Origin of the sequence: Tetragenococcus halophilus (assembly GCF_001712815.1) — a bacterium.
GTDB classification, from domain to species: Bacteria; Bacillota; Bacilli; order Lactobacillales; family Enterococcaceae; genus Tetragenococcus; species Tetragenococcus halophilus.
This window is the reverse complement of record NZ_CP012047.1, coordinates 1,839,399-1,854,736: the sequence shown is the minus strand read 5'-3', so window position 1 is coordinate 1,854,736 and position 15,338 is coordinate 1,839,399. Positions and strand designations below refer to the sequence as shown.

Below are 15,338 nucleotides of genomic sequence, written 5' to 3'. Positions count from 1 at the left end.
ATGTATTATATCTTTTTTTCTTAAAAATTAAAACGAGTCCCAAATAAAAAACTTGTCAAAAGAAATTTTTTCTTGCATACTATTTTTAGAAGTAAAAAGAACATATTGAAGGAAAGAGCTCATGTTTTATATATTTATGCGTGGTCTTGTCAAAGGAATTTTATTTTTAGCTAATGGCAATGCTCATTATGAAAATAAAAATTTGTTGCCACAAGATGAAAATTATATTTTGGTTGCTCCACACAGAACCTGGTGGGAGCCGCTTTATTTAGCCGTGGCTGCCGGCCCTAAAAAGTTTGCTTTTATGGCTAAAGAAGAGTTGTTTAAAAATCCGATCCTACGATTTATCTTAGTGCATGCAAATGCATTTGCGGTGAAAAGAGACAATCCAGGTCCTAGTACCATCAAAACACCGGTAAAACTATTACGTAATACGGATTTAAGTTTGTTGATGTTTCCTAGTGGAACGAGGCATTCGTCTGAATTAAAAGGAGGTACGGTGGTTATAAGCCGTATGGCCAAGGTGAGGATTGTGCCATGTGTTTACCAAGGACCTTTAACATTAAAAGACTTATTCAAAAGAAAACGTGTGACAGTTCGATTTGGCGAACCGGTTGAATTAGGAGATATTAAAAAGACAGATGAAGCAGGTATGCAGATTGTCGAGCAACGTTTACAAACTGCTTTTGACCAGTTAGATAAAGAAATTGATCCTAATTTTCATTATGAAGCAAAATAGATCATAGTACAGCGCTGCAACAAGGGTGCTGTACTTTTTTGGCTTTAGATGAGCTGAAAAAGTGGTATAATAATGGGAAAGACATTTTTAGAGGTGAAAACTTTGCGATTTTTACATACAGCCGATTGGCATATCGGAAAAAAACTTCATGGTTACGATTTATTAGTCGATCAAAAAGAGATCATTCATCAGATTTTAGATATTGCACTTACACAGCAGGTGGACGCCATTGTTATTGCAGGAGATCTGTATGATCGAAGTGTCCCTAGTGTAGAAGCCTGCGAATTGCTTAATCAAACTTTTATTGAGATGAATCTAGAAAAAAAGCTACCTATTTTGGCTATTTCCGGCAATCATGATTCGGCGGTTCGCTTAAGTACGGGCATGCCATGGTATGAGCAAACTGATTTTCATCTCTATACAGATTTGAAGCAGTCTTTTGAACCAGTTGAAATAGGAGATGTACAATTCTTTTTACTACCCTATTTTGAACCTATTGCAGCGCGTCTTTATTTTGCAGAAGAAAGTTTGTCTTTACAAGCTGCTATTAAAAAAATCATCGAGAAAATGCGGACAGCTTTTGATAAAAATAAAAAACAAGTACTTGTGACCCATTTTTTCATTGCTGGCAGTACGCGTAGTGATTCTGAAACAGCAGTGGAAGTGGGCGGGTTAAATCGTATTTCCTATGAACTGGTGCAAGATTTTGATTATGTCGCTCTAGGGCATTTGCATTCAAAAAATGCTTTAAAAACAAAAAATGCTTTTTATAGCGGCTCGCCATTAAAATTTTCATTATCCGAAAAAGATGATTCAAAAGGCGTATGGATCGTTGATAGTCGATCAGTAGCCCCTGAATTTCATGAGCTGGTAGCTAAACGAGATGTTTGTAGTTTACAAGCTTCTTTTGAAGAACTAACTGATCCAAGCTTTTATCAGCGAATGGATCGTAATTGTTTTTGGTATTTTCAGTTAACAGATCGTAGTGTGATTACAAATATGATGAACCAATTGCGTGCGATCTATCCTAATATATTAGGCGTTGAACGAGTCAATGGACGACGTGAAACAAAACAACTAGAAAAAGTACAACATCGCAAAAATACGCCTTACAGTATGTTGACTTCTTTTTTTGAAGATATTACAGGCGATCGTTTAACCAAAAAGCAGCGGGATTGGTTGGATGAAGGATTACAACAATCACTGGATACAGAAAAGAGGAACGATGATGCAACCTAGAAAATTAATGTTAAAAAACTTTGGCCCTTTTTTGCATGAAACCGTTGATTTCAGTGAATTTCAATCTGCCGGATTATTTTTGATCTCTGGTAAGACAGGAGCAGGAAAAACCACAATTTTTGATGGCATGACTTTTGCTTTATTCGGGGAGACTTCGGGGCGTTTACGTACAGGTAAAGAAATGCGTTCTACTTTTGCTCCAGCACAAGAACTAACAGAAGTTCGCTTTAGTTTTGAACATCAGGAAATGATTTACGAAATTATACGTTCTCCTGAACAAACGGTGGGCAAGAAAAAGGGTGAAGGATTTACCAAGCAGACTGCTAAAGTTCATTTATCGATTTTTTCTACTTCTGGAGCTTTGCTTACGCAATATAGTAAAAAAGGTGAAGTAGACCGTTTTATTACTGAACTACTGAATGTTAACGCAAAACAATTCTTCCAAATTGTTTTATTGCCGCAAGGAGAGTTTCGTAATTTTTTAGTGGCTTCTAGTAACGATAAAGAAAAGCTTTTACGAAATTTATTTGGCACGCAGCTCTATCAGCGACTAAACGAATGGTTGCACGCCCAACAAAAGAATGTAGAAAAAGAGCTAACTAGACAAACGGATCAGTTAGAAAACTTACGGCAACAGTTTCAAGGTGAATTTGAGTCTCCAGCTTCCTACCAAGAAACTTTGCTGAAATGGCAAGATGCCTTAGAACAATTAGAGCGTGAAATTGTTGAAGAAAAAAGACAACTTGAAAAACAAAAAGAAATGAAAAAAGAAGCGGAAAAAGCTTTTTATAAAGGTAAGGAAATTACCAATGCATTGGATGAGTATGATAAATTAATCCAAAAGCAAGAAACTTTAAAAGCAAAAGAATCTAAAATGGAAGAAACAAAGCAATATTTTGCCCAACTTTCTTGGATAAATGAAAAAAAAGATTTGCTCAGACAAGAAGATGATTATGGTAAAGAAATCGAAGAAATCAATCATTCCTTAAAAGATATAAAACAGCAGTTAAAGAAAAACCAAAGTGAACAAGAGGCTTTAAGAAAACAAAAAGAAGACTATGAGAAATGGCAAACACAACAAGAAGATAAGCAGTACGCTTTAAAACGTATTAATGATGAGTTGCCCACTGTTCAAAAGATCAATCAGCTGGCAAAACAAAGTGAGCAGCTTTACGCAAGTATGACACAAAGACAAAATGAAATAGATACTTTAAAAAAACAGTTAGAAAAAAACCAGTCACTAAAAGAGGATTTAAGTCAAAAAACTCAGCAAAAACCAGCTTTACAAGAAGAAAAGTTACAATTATATCGTTACGATGAACTTGTAAGACATTTTGTAGAAGCACAAGCAGAAAAAGACAGTCAAAAAACTGCTTATAAAAAGACACAAGAAGAAATAGAGCGATTAAAGCAACAGTTAGAAGTTTACCAACAGGCAGAAAAAAATAGTAAAGACCAACTAACAACAGCACGTAGTGAAAATGCCAAGATGCAGATTGCTCGTTTACAGTTATTGTTAAAAGAGGAAGAGCCGTGTCCTGTCTGTGGTTCATTACACCATGATTCTGTTTATGCTAAGCAACATAGCTATACATTGGCAGAAATTACACAAAATGAAGAGAACTTAGCCCAAAGTGAAGAAACGTATGCTCAAACATTGGAAGAAAAACAAAAAACTTCGGCAGCTCTAGAAAGTCGTAGAAAAGAACAAGAACAAATCAGCGTGAAACTGACAAAAGCGCAAGAAAATCTGCAAGAACTGACAGAAGAATGTGAAGCTACTTTAGAGATTTCCATTGAAAAAACTGAGCCAAAAGCTTATTTACAAAAATGGCAAGATAAACTAAATAAAGAGATAAAAGAAATCGAAGAAGCTGAGAAAAAGCAGAATTTATTAATAGAAGAAGCTGAAAAGACAAGTGCTAAATTGTCACAATTGCAAGAACAGTATTCAAACGATAAAGAGGAAGTAACAAAACTTTCAGCAGAGCAGGATACCCTAAAGGGGCAGCTAAGTTATCAAAATACTGAAGATCTGGAAAAACAAAAAAGTCAATTAGAAGAAGAGATAACAACCATCCAGAAAAAGATAGATCAGTATAAGCAAGAAGAAGAAAAAATACAAACGGATCTAACAACCTTAAATGAACGAAACAGTCAATATCAGCAACAAGTTCGTCGGTCACAAGAAAAAAGAAATGGGATCAAACAAAAGCTTGATCAAGCGATTCAAAAGAGTTCTTTTGTTTCATCAGAAGAAGAGATGCGTCAACTATTGCCAGAATTAAAGCAATTAGAATCTCTGCGCGAGATCATTGAACAAGATCAAAATGAACGAGAATATACAAAAAAACGCCTGCATGAACTTAAGGATTTTAAAGAAAAGTTTCGCCCGGACTTAAAAAATTTAGAGAAAAAAAGGCAAGATGCTGAAGAAAAAGAAGCATCGGTCCAAACCTCATTGATCCAAAAACAAGAAGTATTGCGTTCGAATCAAAAAATAATGGCGGATTTTCAACAGTTATATGCAACAAATCAAAATGAAATGGAAAACATGAGCCAAATTAAACAGTTGGCAGAAACGATGAATGGTGATAACCTAGAAAGACTGGGGATCGAACGCTATGTTTTACAGTCTTTTTTTGCAGAAGTCTTGGAAGTAGCCAACGTGCGTTTAAATAAATTAACACAAGGGCGTTATCAGTTCTTGCTTTCTAATGAAAAGGGCAGTTATAAAAAATCCACAGGCTTAGAAATTAGTATCTATGATGATCATGCTGGAACGAGCCGGCGAGCACATACCTTATCTGGTGGTGAAAGTTTTATTGCCGCTTTGGCACTAGCTTTATCGCTAGGCGATGTGATTCAAAGTCATGCTGGTGGTGTTTTGATTGAGACGTTATTTATAGATGAGGGCTTTGGCTCCTTGGATGAAGAGGCGCTGGAAATGGCGATTGAAGCTTTAGAAATGGTAGAAGATGAAGGAAGGATGATTGGCATTATCAGTCATGTACAAGAGCTTAAAAATCGTATCACACAACAAATGATCGTAAAAACAGATGGTAGTGGACAAAGTTATATTACTAACCGTGTAGTTGACTAAGGAAAGGAGGAAAGTAAATCATGAAATGGAGTATACCTGAACGAATTATTGAAAGAGGAAGAGAGTACTTAAATGATGGTCGTGTGCTTTCTGTTACCCCTGATCCAGAAAACCAAGTTTGGCATGCTGAGGTTTTAGGTGGAGAATTGTATCGAGTGGACTTAGATGCTAGCGCTAAAGAAGAAGATTACTGTCAGTGTTCTTACTGGGAAGAACATGGCTTTTGTAAGCATACAGTTTCTGTTGAACTATATCTAAGACAACAAGGCAAATCACGTAAGATAACAGCTGCGTCTGTGCCTAAAAGTGATAGTTTTTCAGCTTCAAAAATGTTTTCAAAAGGGCTGAACCATTTGGCACATCAACAAGATCGCTCACAGGTCCCTCTGCAAATCGAATGTCAGTTGGATAGTATAGCCACCAACCCTTATCGTGGAGAACTTGATGTATTAGGCATCTCATTAAAAATTGGCCAACATCACGGACGTAGTTATATGATAAAAAATATCTATAAATTTCTACAAGTTTATCAAACAGAAAAGGTATATGTAGCGAATAAACGAAATAGTTTCTATTTAAATCATAATGCATTTACCCAAGAAGAAAATGAATTATTACAACACTTGGCCTCTTTAGCACAAACTCAGGAACTTTTCGGTCGAACCGGAGTTTTAGTAGAAGGTAAACTAGATAAAAAGTATTTATTATTGCCTGTAGAATATGCCAAAGAGTTTATCCAAAAAATGGCTGACTTTCCTTTTGTATTTCAATTTGATGACCAAAAATTGCGAGAACTAAGCTTTTCTGAACAAACTCGAGTGTTATCGTTTCAAGTAGCTAAAGCAGAAAATTCCTTTAAATTATCGGTTTCCCATGATTTCGATAAAGTTTTTCAATACTATGGTTGGGCCTTATATGATGGAGAAATTGTGGAATTATCAACTGAACAAATGGACATCTATCTGACGATGGAACAGCTGCTTAAACGCTTAAAAGAGCCGATCATCTCTTATCCGCAAGAAGAGTTATCTGAATTATTTAAACAAGTTTTACCGCTGTTAAAAGAAATTGGAGAAGTAGAAGTTGATGATGAAGTTTACCAATATATCAGTGATGTAGACTTAGTGTTACGCTTTTATTTGAAAAAACGTAAAGGTATGATTGAACTACGAATTGATAACGTTTATGGAGATATTATCTTTTCAAGTGATTCTGCGCATCAACAAGTTCCTGAAAATCACCCTGAAGTGTTGCGCGATTATGAGCGGGAACGTCAAGCAAAAGCTGTGGTCGAACAATTAGGCTTTAAACAAACCGAGACAGGTTGGCATAAAAAAATTCCTAAGGGCGAGGAATTGTACCGTTTCTTCAACCAAGAACTGTATTATATGCGCCAATTAGGCGAAATTTATATGGGGAAAAAATTACGTGAACTCTACTTAGATGGTCAGAAATATAAGCCACATATTAATGTGAGTGAGTCAGGTTCATGGTTAGATGTTTCCTTTGATATCAGTGGAATTAACCAAAATGAGGTGGATTCCATCTTACAAAGTTTAATGAAAAACGCTGATTATCATACCTTAGAAAATGGACAAGTTCTTTCACTTGATTCCGAAGAATTTCAAGAAACAAGTCAAATATTATCGCAATTACGTGATTCTATACATTCTGCGAACCAAGGCACTATGAAAGTTCCCTTAAATCAAGGTTTACAGGTGCAAGATCAGCTAGCAGGCCAGGCAAACTTCAGTGAAGGCTTTCAACAGATGACTTATGATCTTACCCATCCAGAAGACTTTTCAGCGCTGGTTCCTGAAGGAGTACACCCGCAGTTACGTGATTATCAAGTTGTTGGCTTCCGCTGGTTAAAAATGTTAAGTTATTACCAATTTGGTGGTATTTTGGCAGATGAAATGGGATTAGGAAAAACCTTACAGGCGATCAGTTTTCTTCTTTCAGAAAAACAAGAGAAAGGCGGAATTAAAACAGTGATTGTAGCACCTGCTAGTTTAACCTTTAATTGGCAACAAGAAATCAAACGTTTTGCGCCTTCGCTTACTTCATTAGTTGTTTCAGGAAATAAGAGCGAGCGACAAAATTTACTAGAGCAAAATGTAGATATTTGGATTACTTCTTACGCCAGTTTACGGCAAGATATTGAAGAATACCGACAATTAGCTTTAAGCTATTTAATTTTAGATGAAGCCCAAATGGTTAAAAATAGTGCGACTAAAACTGCTCAAGCACTACGTTCATTATCGATTGCGCATCGTTTTGCCTTAAGTGGGACACCGATTGAAAATAATTTGGATGAATTGTGGTCCTTATTTCAAATGATTATGCCAGGATTTTTCCCGAATAGACAACAATTCCGTAATTTATCGCAAAACAAAATTGCTTCAATGATTCGCCCCTTTATCTTAAGAAGAGATAAACAAACTGTTCTACAAGACTTGCCTGATAAATTAGAAACAAACTATTATAGCGCATTAACGGATGAACAAAAGAAAGTATATCTAGCTTATCTTGAGCAAATGCGCGAAGAAGTTTCCTCGATGGATACAGAAGACTTTAAGAAAAATCGGATGAGTATCTTAGCGGGATTAACACGTTTGCGCCAAATTTGTTGTGATCCAAGATTGTTTATTGAGGATTACCAAGGCGGTTCCGGTAAGTTGGAACAAGTAAAAGATTTAATCCAAGCAGCTAAAGAAAACAATCGTCGAATTTTACTATTTTCTCAATTTACGAGTATGTTATCTATCATTGAAGAAGAACTGGCTGATTTAGGTATAGAAACCTTCTATTTAAGAGGAAGTACACCACCTAAGGATAGGATCGAAATGGTAGATGCCTTTAATGCTGGAGAACGAGATGTGTTTTTGATTTCCTTAAAAGCTGGCGGTACTGGTTTGAATTTAACCGGTGCAGATACGGTGATTTTATATGACCTGTGGTGGAATCCAGCTGTTGAAGAACAAGCTGCCGGTCGTGCGCATCGTATAGGCCAAGAAAAAAATGTTGAAGTTTGGCGGATGATCGCTGAAGGCACGATTGAAGAGCGTATGAATTATCTGCAACAAGAGAAAAAAGAGCTCTTTAAAAATGTCATTCAGGGCAATGAAGCACAATTACAACAAATGACCGAAGACGATATCCGGTCTATTTTAAGTATTGGCGAATAATATAGACCCAATAAACTTTAAGGGCCTGTGACATAAGTAAAGACAAGACAAAAATACCCGAACTATATTTGATAAGATTCTCTAATTGTCGTGAATTTGCGACGAGTAACCGCAGGAGCAATCTTTCTTATAGTTCGGATATTTTTTTATTAAAGGAACTTATGTCACAGGCTCTTTTCTTTTTTCCAAAAAGGTTTTGCTTTTATGCCGCGACTTTTTTATAATAAAGTTTGTTGTTATCAGTTAAAATGGAGGGTGGTGTTTTGTTGAAACGCTTTTTTGGTTATTATCGACCCTATAAGTCCTTATTTATATTGGATTTTAGTTGTGCTATTGTGGCCGGAATTTTGGAACTTGCTTTCCCTATTGCTGTCAATCAAGTCATTGATAAGATCATGCCGCAAAATAACTTTCGCATTATTTTACTTGCTTGTATTGGTTTATTATTATTTTACATTATTAATACTGTCTTACAATATATTGTCGTATTTTTTGGCCACAAACTAGGTGTTTTAATAGAAACGGATATGCGTGATGAATTGTTCAAAAAATTGCAGAGTCAATCATTTACCTATTATGATGAACAGAAAACGGGAACATTACTCAGTCGTTTGACCACCGACCTATTTGATATTTCGGAAGTAGCACACCATGGGCCAGAAGATGTTTTTATTACGGTTATGACTTTGTTAGGCTCATTTATTTTAATGTTGAACATGCATGTAAAACTAGCGATTGCCACTTTTATATTGGTACCTTTTATTACGGTGGCTTTAGTTTTCTTTAATAAAAAAATGACGAATGTTAATACTGAAATTTATGAGAGTATCGCAGAGTTTAATGCAGGTGTTGAAGCCGCTGTTACAGGAATTCGTGTCACGCAGTCTTTTGCAAACGAGGCTTATGAAAATAGTCGTTTTACCCGATTAAGCCAGTTATATAAACGAGCAAAGTTAATGTTTTACAAAGTGATGGCAATAAGTTCGGCTTACAATTATTTAATGATTCGCTTAATTAATTTATTTGCCTTAGTTTTTGGGGCTTATTATACTATTCAGGGACAATTAACCAATGGTGAGTTTGTTGGCTTTATCTTGCTTTCAAATGTATTTATACGCCCTATTGAAAAAGTGAATAATATGATTGAAGACTATCCTAAAGGCATTGCGGGTTTTAAAAGGTTGACAGAAGAGCTGGATCGCAATAGCACTATAGTTGACTTGCCTGAGGCTATAGATGTTGAAAGTTTAAAAGGGAATATTTCTTATCAAGATATTTCTTTTTATTATGCTGATGATACAAAGGTGTTAGATCATTTTAACCTTGAGATTACCGCTGGTGAAACAGTTGCCTTTGTAGGAGAAAGCGGATCAGGTAAAACGACTTTATGCAATTTGTTACCCCGTTTTTATGAACCGAGCAGTGGAAAAATAACAATCGACGGTATTGATATTCAAAAGATAACTTTAGCTTCATTAAACAAATTGGCGTAGTCCAGCAAGATGTTTTTTTATTTCCTGGTACAATTCGGGAAAATATTATTTATGGTAAACTTGATGCTAACCAAGAAGAGATTGAACAAGCGATTGATTTGGCTCATTTAAGAGGCGTGATTGATCATATGAGTGAAGGCTTAGATACAATTATTGGAGAACGTGGTGTTAAATTATCGGGAGGGCAAAAGCAACGTGTTGCGATTGCTCGTATGTTTTTAAAAAACCCGCCCATTTTGATATTAGATGAAGCTACTTCGGCGCTTGATACAGAAACTGAACAGCTTATTCAAGGCTCGTTAAATTCATTGGCCAAAGGTCGGACCACGCTGCTCATTGCCCATCGTTTGATTACAATCAAACAAGCGACACGAATCATTGTTATGAGTGAAAAAGGAATTTTAGAAGAAGGGACCCATAAAGAGTTGATGATAAAACAAGGGCACTATAAAAAGTTATATGACGCACAGTTTCACGTTTAAAAGATCGTACCAATGAATAGTTTACTTTTTTATTTAATAACAATAAAATTTTCAGGAAATGGACAAATGCACTAGTAATTATTAAAAAGATATGAGATAATAAAACAGTAGTATAATAGAAATAGTTTTGGCTTTACTATCACAAAGGAGTGATGCACATTGTTAACACTATATACTTCCCCAAGTTGTACATCTTGCAGAAAGGCTCGCGCTTGGCTGCAAGAACATGAAATTCCTTTTGTAGAACGTAATATTTTTTCTGAACCATTAACAAGTGATGAATTAACAAATATTTTGCAAATGACAGAAGATGGCACAGAAGAAATTATTTCGACTCGTTCAAAGGTGTTTCAAAAGCTAAATATAGATTTGGATGATCTTCCGCTCAATGAACTATTAAAACTAGTTCAAGAAAATCCAGGTTTATTGCGACGTCCTATTATGATTGATGATAAAAGATTACAAGTTGGTTTTAATGAAGACGAAATCCGGCGCTTTTTACCGCGGGATGTTCGTCAAATGGAACTACGTAATGCACAAATGATGGCAGGTTTATAAAACGTTGAGGGAGATATTTTCCTCAACGTTTTTTTAAGGGTATAAAGAAAGCCTAAGAAAGGTTCGTTTTGAAGTTTTTTCTCTTTACATTTTAAACACTTCAGTTACAATGAACTTAGAGTATGAAAATAAGTGAGGTGTAGCTAATATGGAAATGGAGCACATCAATGAAAATACGATCCGTGTATTAATCAAAAATGAAGATTTAGCTGCCAGAGGAATCACTTTTTTAGACCTACTTGGAAACCGTAAAGAAATAGAAAAGTTCTTTTACAGTATTTTAGAAGAGGTTGACGTTGAAGAAGAATTCAAGGGAAGCGATGCTGTAACTTTCCAAGTATTACCAAAAGGCGATGGGTTGGAATTATTTATTAGTAAAAATGTTCCTTTTGATAACGTTGATCCTTACGAAGCGTATGGAGACTACTATTCTCCTGAAGAAATAACAGAATGGTTGAAACAAGAAGACCCAGACGCTTATGAAGGTTATTCACAAGATGAAATTATGGATTGGTTTAAAAATCAATTCCCTGAAAAAACGCAACAGGAAACAGTCGAACCTGAAGCTGAAAGTTCTAAACATTCCTTTGTTTTTGAAATTGGAACGTTTGAAGATATGATTCAATTATCATCTGAAATTTATTTGGAACAAGCCCAAAGTCGGCTTTATTTGTTGAATCAGGTCTATTATCTAAAGGTAGATTTTGCAGAAGAAGCAGTGGAAACAGTACAAGCAGAAAATCAATTAGCTTATTTAACTGAATTTGCTAAGAAAGTTACTATGACTCCTGATTATCTGATTGAACATGGAGAATTAATTATGGATCATGACGCTTTAGCAAAAACGCGAAAGTATTTCTTATAAGTTGAAAGTGCATTTGGACGAAAAATAAAACTATTTTTCGTCTTTTTTTATTTTTATGTAAAAGTTTTTGCAAAAAAATACGTATTTTCTTTTAAAGGAGGAAATAATGTATGCTTATTGCAAATTCTAAAACAAAGACACATATCGATGCTCGAAACTATAACCCTAAATTAGAGGGTAGTGATGTACTTTTTTGCCCTAGTTGTCAAGAACCGGTCTTTTATAAACAAGGCAAAGTAAAATTATCTCATTTTGCGCACTATTCTAATACAAACTGTAGTAGTTTTAGCGAAGGTGAGACTTACGAACATTTAGCATGTAAAGATTTTTTAAAAGAGTGGTCAAAAAGTGGTCAGTTGGAAGCATATTTACCTGAATTACACCAACGTCCTGATATCTTATATAAAAATATTGCAATAGAAGTGCAGTGTTCGATGTTAGCGATTGAACGTTATCTAGAACGAACCCGAAATTACTTAGCCCACGGTTATTTACCTTGGTGGCTGTTGGGTGAAAAGTTGAGTCCTAAAAATAAATTTGGCAACTTACAAAAGGCAGCTAGCTACTATCACCCAAAGAGTGGATTTCACCTATGGCTAAGTAAAGCCAAGCAAAAAGAAATCTGGTTATTATATCATATTCGTTGGCACTACCAAGTGGGCTTTTTTTATCGTCTGAAAAAATGGAAAACGCATGATTTGCCGCTTTTTAAGTTATTCAAGGTGCTGCCTTCTAAACAACCATCTTTCGTTTGGAGACCTGAACAGTACCGTTTATTTATCTATAAAAAACTAGGGCAAAAACAGGTGAAGACTGTTCGACTACAAGAAAAATTATATACGTTGGGCGGATCTTTTCAAAATTTGCCGGATTGGTGCTATCAATCGAGTTACTATCAGTTTTTCTTTGAAGATGAGTTATTATTTTTACGTTTCTGTTATTTAAAAACTGGATCTTTTTCCCAATGGTTGAAAAAAATCAAGTATTTAGAACATTCTTGGTTATATCCTTTTGCTTCGCAAAAAGCAATCTTACAAGCGATTTATATAGAATGTCAGAAGTTAGCAGGAAATGGCTAGAAGCTTTTTGCGGCTGCAAAAAGTTATGATAAACTTGTATCATGAAAGGTAAATAATTTTTACCTGTATAGTAAAGGAGAAGAGTAAATGTCAGAACCTAAAAAATTACCTAAAAGAGACGAAGTGGCAGAAAATTTGACTTGGGATTTAACAAAAATCTTTAAAGATGACCAAGCATTTGAAAAAGCTTTTAGCGCGCTACAAGAAAAACTGCGGTATGCCGATTCCTATAGAGGAACTCTAGGAGATGGCTCACAAGCATTTCTAGCTGCACTTGAATATTTATTAGATGTTTCTCGTCAATTAGAGACTGTCTATGTTTATAGTCATTTAAAAAATGACCAAGATACCTCAAATACAATTTATCAAGCGCTTAATTCTAGAGCAGAGTCTTTGGTAACACAAGCAGATGAAAAATTATCTTTTTTCGAACCGGAATTATTATCGTTAAGTGATGAAAGGATTTGGCAGTATTTTAAAGACGAACCAAAACTTGAAATTTATCGACATTTTGTTGAACAAATCGTAGCAAATCGTGCCCACGTTTTGCCAAAAGAACAAGAAGCTTTATTAGCAGGCGCTGGAGAGATTTTTGGTGCTTCTAGTAACACTTTTTCTATTATGAACAATGCTGATTTTGTTTTTCCTGTCATTGAAGATGAAAATGGAGAAAAAGTACAGCTTTCTCATGGTGTTTATGGACAATTAATGGAAAGCACTGATCGTTTAGTGCGTGAGAATGCTTTTAAAGGACTATATAGTGTATACAAGCAGTTTGGTAACACTCTTGCTTCTACACTGAATTCACATATTAAAACACATAATTATCAAGCAAAAGTGCGCCATTACCATTCAGCTAGAGAAGCTGCTTTATCAAGCAACCATATTCCAGAAAGCGTTTATGATCATTTAGTAGATGTGGTCAATAAAAACTTAAACCTTCTTCATCGCTATATGGGACTTAGGAAACGTTTATTACAAGTGGAAAAATTGCATATGTATGATGTTTACACGCCACTTTTAGGCGAAGCTCCTATTAGTTTTACTTATGACCAGGCGGTAGATAAAGCGTTTGAAGTACTAGCGCCTATGGGAGAAGAGTATTTAAGTGTCGTGAAAAAGGCCTTTGATGAACGTTGGATCGATGTTGTAGAAAATCAAGGAAAACGTAGCGGTGCTTATTCTTCAGGTACTTATGATACCAATCCTTATATTTTATTAAATTGGCATGATACATTGGATCATTTATTTACCCTGGTACATGAAATGGGGCATAGTGTTCATAGTTACTTTACCCAAAATAATCAACCTTATGTATATGGAGATTACTCAATTTTCTTAGCAGAGATTGCTTCAACTACCAATGAAAATATCTTGACTGAACATCTTTTACAAACAGAAAATGACCCACGCGTTCGGGCATATATATTAAATCACTATTTAGACGGTTTTAAAGGTACAGTTTTCCGTCAAACACAATTTGCGGAGTTTGAGCATTTTATGCACACTGAGGACGCTAAAGGCACACCATTAACAAGTGAGTTTTTAAATGAGCATTATGGAGAGTTGAATAGACGATATTATGGTGATGAAATGGAAGACGATCCAGAAATACATCTTGAATGGTCGCGTATTCCTCATTTTTATTATAATTACTATGTGTTCCAATATGCGACAGGTTTTTCTGCTGCTTCTGCCTTGTCACAAAAAATCTTATCAGAAGACTCGAGTGCCTTGGATCGTTATTTGACCTATCTAAAATCTGGTGATAGTGATTATCCTATCGAAGTGATGAAAAAAGCTGGAGTGGATATGACAAAATCGGATTATTTAGAAGATGCGATGCATGTTTTTGAAGAGCGGTTAAATGAGTTAGAACTACTCGTTGATGAATTAGAAAAATAATAAATAAAAGAAGTGGGCCGATAGCTAGGTTGTTATTGGCTCACTTCTTTTATTTACATTGTTTGTTTTAGCGATCGATAATTATTGTTGCATATAAGCGGCGCGTTCGATTTTATTTTTAGCTGGTCTATAAGTAATATCAAACTTATCTAACAGCTTTTTAAAATCCTGTTTTCCTTTTTCAGAATTTTCGACTTCCAGCTCTAATTCATAGTCATGTTGGTTGGCGTACCAACTTTCATCAAGTGCTAGTAAGCCTTCATCGATCGAAAATTCTGCTCGTTTTGTTGTTAACTCAGCAAATAAAATTAAGTCATTGGCTGCGATAGCATACTCAGCTAATTTATCTGCCACATGGCCATTTGTTAAGATTTTTTGTTGATTTATCAATTGTTCTGTCTGTTCAATATTTAGCTGATCGGTTGTTTCCAGCAAGCCGACTTTTGCTGGTGTTTTTAATGTAAGCTCTCCATAACTTGCAAATTGGCGTATTCGAAGACCACAATGATTCATTGCTAATTTTTGATCAAATGTATCAAAATAGCAATTTTTTTGTGTGTGAAAATCTGTGCCTTGTAATTGATAATATTGAACAATCCGGTTATAATCATTTTTTGTTAATAAAGTTTTGAATTCAATTTCGTTTTGTTGACTCATAACATTTCGCCCCTTTACTTCTTTTTACAA

Annotated in this window: 9 protein-coding genes and 1 pseudogene; 9 read left to right on the top strand and 1 reads right to left on the bottom strand. The window is 35.2% G+C overall.

Annotation, left to right across the window (positions count from 1 at the left end; translation table 11 throughout):
• Positions 1-121 precede the first annotated feature (121 nt).
• From AC806_RS08855 to pepF, 9 genes and pseudogenes are all read left to right on the top strand, one after another.
• On the top strand, positions 122-739 hold the full coding sequence (locus tag AC806_RS08855; RefSeq protein ID WP_061840311.1) for a lysophospholipid acyltransferase family protein: 618 nt from the start codon (positions 122-124) through the stop codon (positions 737-739).
• A 102-nt stretch (positions 740-841) separates the two neighbouring features.
• Positions 842-1,978, top strand: a complete 1,137-nt coding sequence (locus AC806_RS08850; protein ID WP_061840326.1) for an exonuclease SbcCD subunit D — start codon at positions 842-844, stop codon at positions 1,976-1,978.
• Positions 1,968-5,081, top strand: coding sequence for an AAA family ATPase (locus AC806_RS08845; RefSeq protein WP_069029155.1), 3,114 nt, complete (start codon positions 1,968-1,970; stop codon positions 5,079-5,081). The genes AC806_RS08850 and AC806_RS08845 overlap by 11 nt, the downstream gene beginning before the upstream one ends.
• A 20-nt stretch (positions 5,082-5,101) precedes the next feature.
• Positions 5,102-8,269 (top strand): DEAD/DEAH box helicase, encoded by a 3,168-nt coding sequence (locus AC806_RS08840; protein WP_061840315.1) that lies wholly within the window; start codon positions 5,102-5,104, stop codon positions 8,267-8,269.
• 263 nt (positions 8,270-8,532) lie between these two features.
• A pseudogene (locus AC806_RS08835) lies at positions 8,533-10,244 on the top strand (ABC transporter ATP-binding protein).
• Positions 10,245-10,403: 159 nt separating this feature from the next.
• Entirely contained in the window at positions 10,404-10,802 is a 399-nt protein-coding gene (gene spxA, locus AC806_RS08830; RefSeq protein ID WP_014124069.1) for a transcriptional regulator SpxA, read from the top strand.
• Between the two features lie 148 nt (positions 10,803-10,950).
• Positions 10,951-11,667: an adaptor protein MecA gene (locus AC806_RS08825; RefSeq protein WP_061840316.1), complete on the top strand. Its 717-nt coding sequence runs from the start codon at positions 10,951-10,953 to the stop codon at positions 11,665-11,667.
• 110 nt (positions 11,668-11,777) lie between these two features.
• Entirely contained in the window at positions 11,778-12,746 is a 969-nt protein-coding gene (locus tag AC806_RS08820) for a competence protein CoiA (RefSeq protein WP_069029154.1), read from the top strand.
• Between the two features lie 87 nt (positions 12,747-12,833).
• Entirely contained in the window at positions 12,834-14,651 is a 1,818-nt protein-coding gene (gene pepF / locus AC806_RS08815) for an oligoendopeptidase F (RefSeq protein ID WP_069029153.1), read from the top strand.
• A gap of 81 nt (positions 14,652-14,732) precedes the next feature.
• Here the strand turns inward: pepF and AC806_RS08810 are convergent, their stop codons facing one another.
• Positions 14,733-15,308: a CYTH domain-containing protein gene (locus AC806_RS08810; protein ID WP_061840319.1), complete on the bottom strand. Its 576-nt coding sequence runs from the start codon at positions 15,306-15,308 to the stop codon at positions 14,733-14,735.
• Between the last annotated feature and the right edge of the window lie 30 nt (positions 15,309-15,338).

Bases quoted from the DNA above. Each gene is read 5' to 3' on its own strand.
- AC806_RS08855 (WP_061840311.1), top strand. From the start codon at position 122: ATGTTTTATATATTTATGCGTGGTCTTGTCAAAGGAATTTTATTTTTA.
- AC806_RS08845 (WP_069029155.1), top strand. From the start codon at position 1,968: ATGCAACCTAGAAAATTAATGTTAAAAAACTTTGGCCCTTTTTTGCAT.
- AC806_RS08840 (WP_061840315.1), top strand. From the start codon at position 5,102: ATGAAATGGAGTATACCTGAACGAATTATTGAAAGAGGAAGAGAGTAC.
- AC806_RS08825 (WP_061840316.1), top strand. From the start codon at position 10,951: ATGGAAATGGAGCACATCAATGAAAATACGATCCGTGTATTAATCAAA.
- AC806_RS08820 (WP_069029154.1), top strand. From the start codon at position 11,778: ATGCTTATTGCAAATTCTAAAACAAAGACACATATCGATGCTCGAAAC.
- pepF (WP_069029153.1), top strand. From the start codon at position 12,834: ATGTCAGAACCTAAAAAATTACCTAAAAGAGACGAAGTGGCAGAAAAT.
- AC806_RS08810 (WP_061840319.1), bottom strand. From the start codon at position 15,308: ATGAGTCAACAAAACGAAATTGAATTCAAAACTTTATTAACAAAAAAT.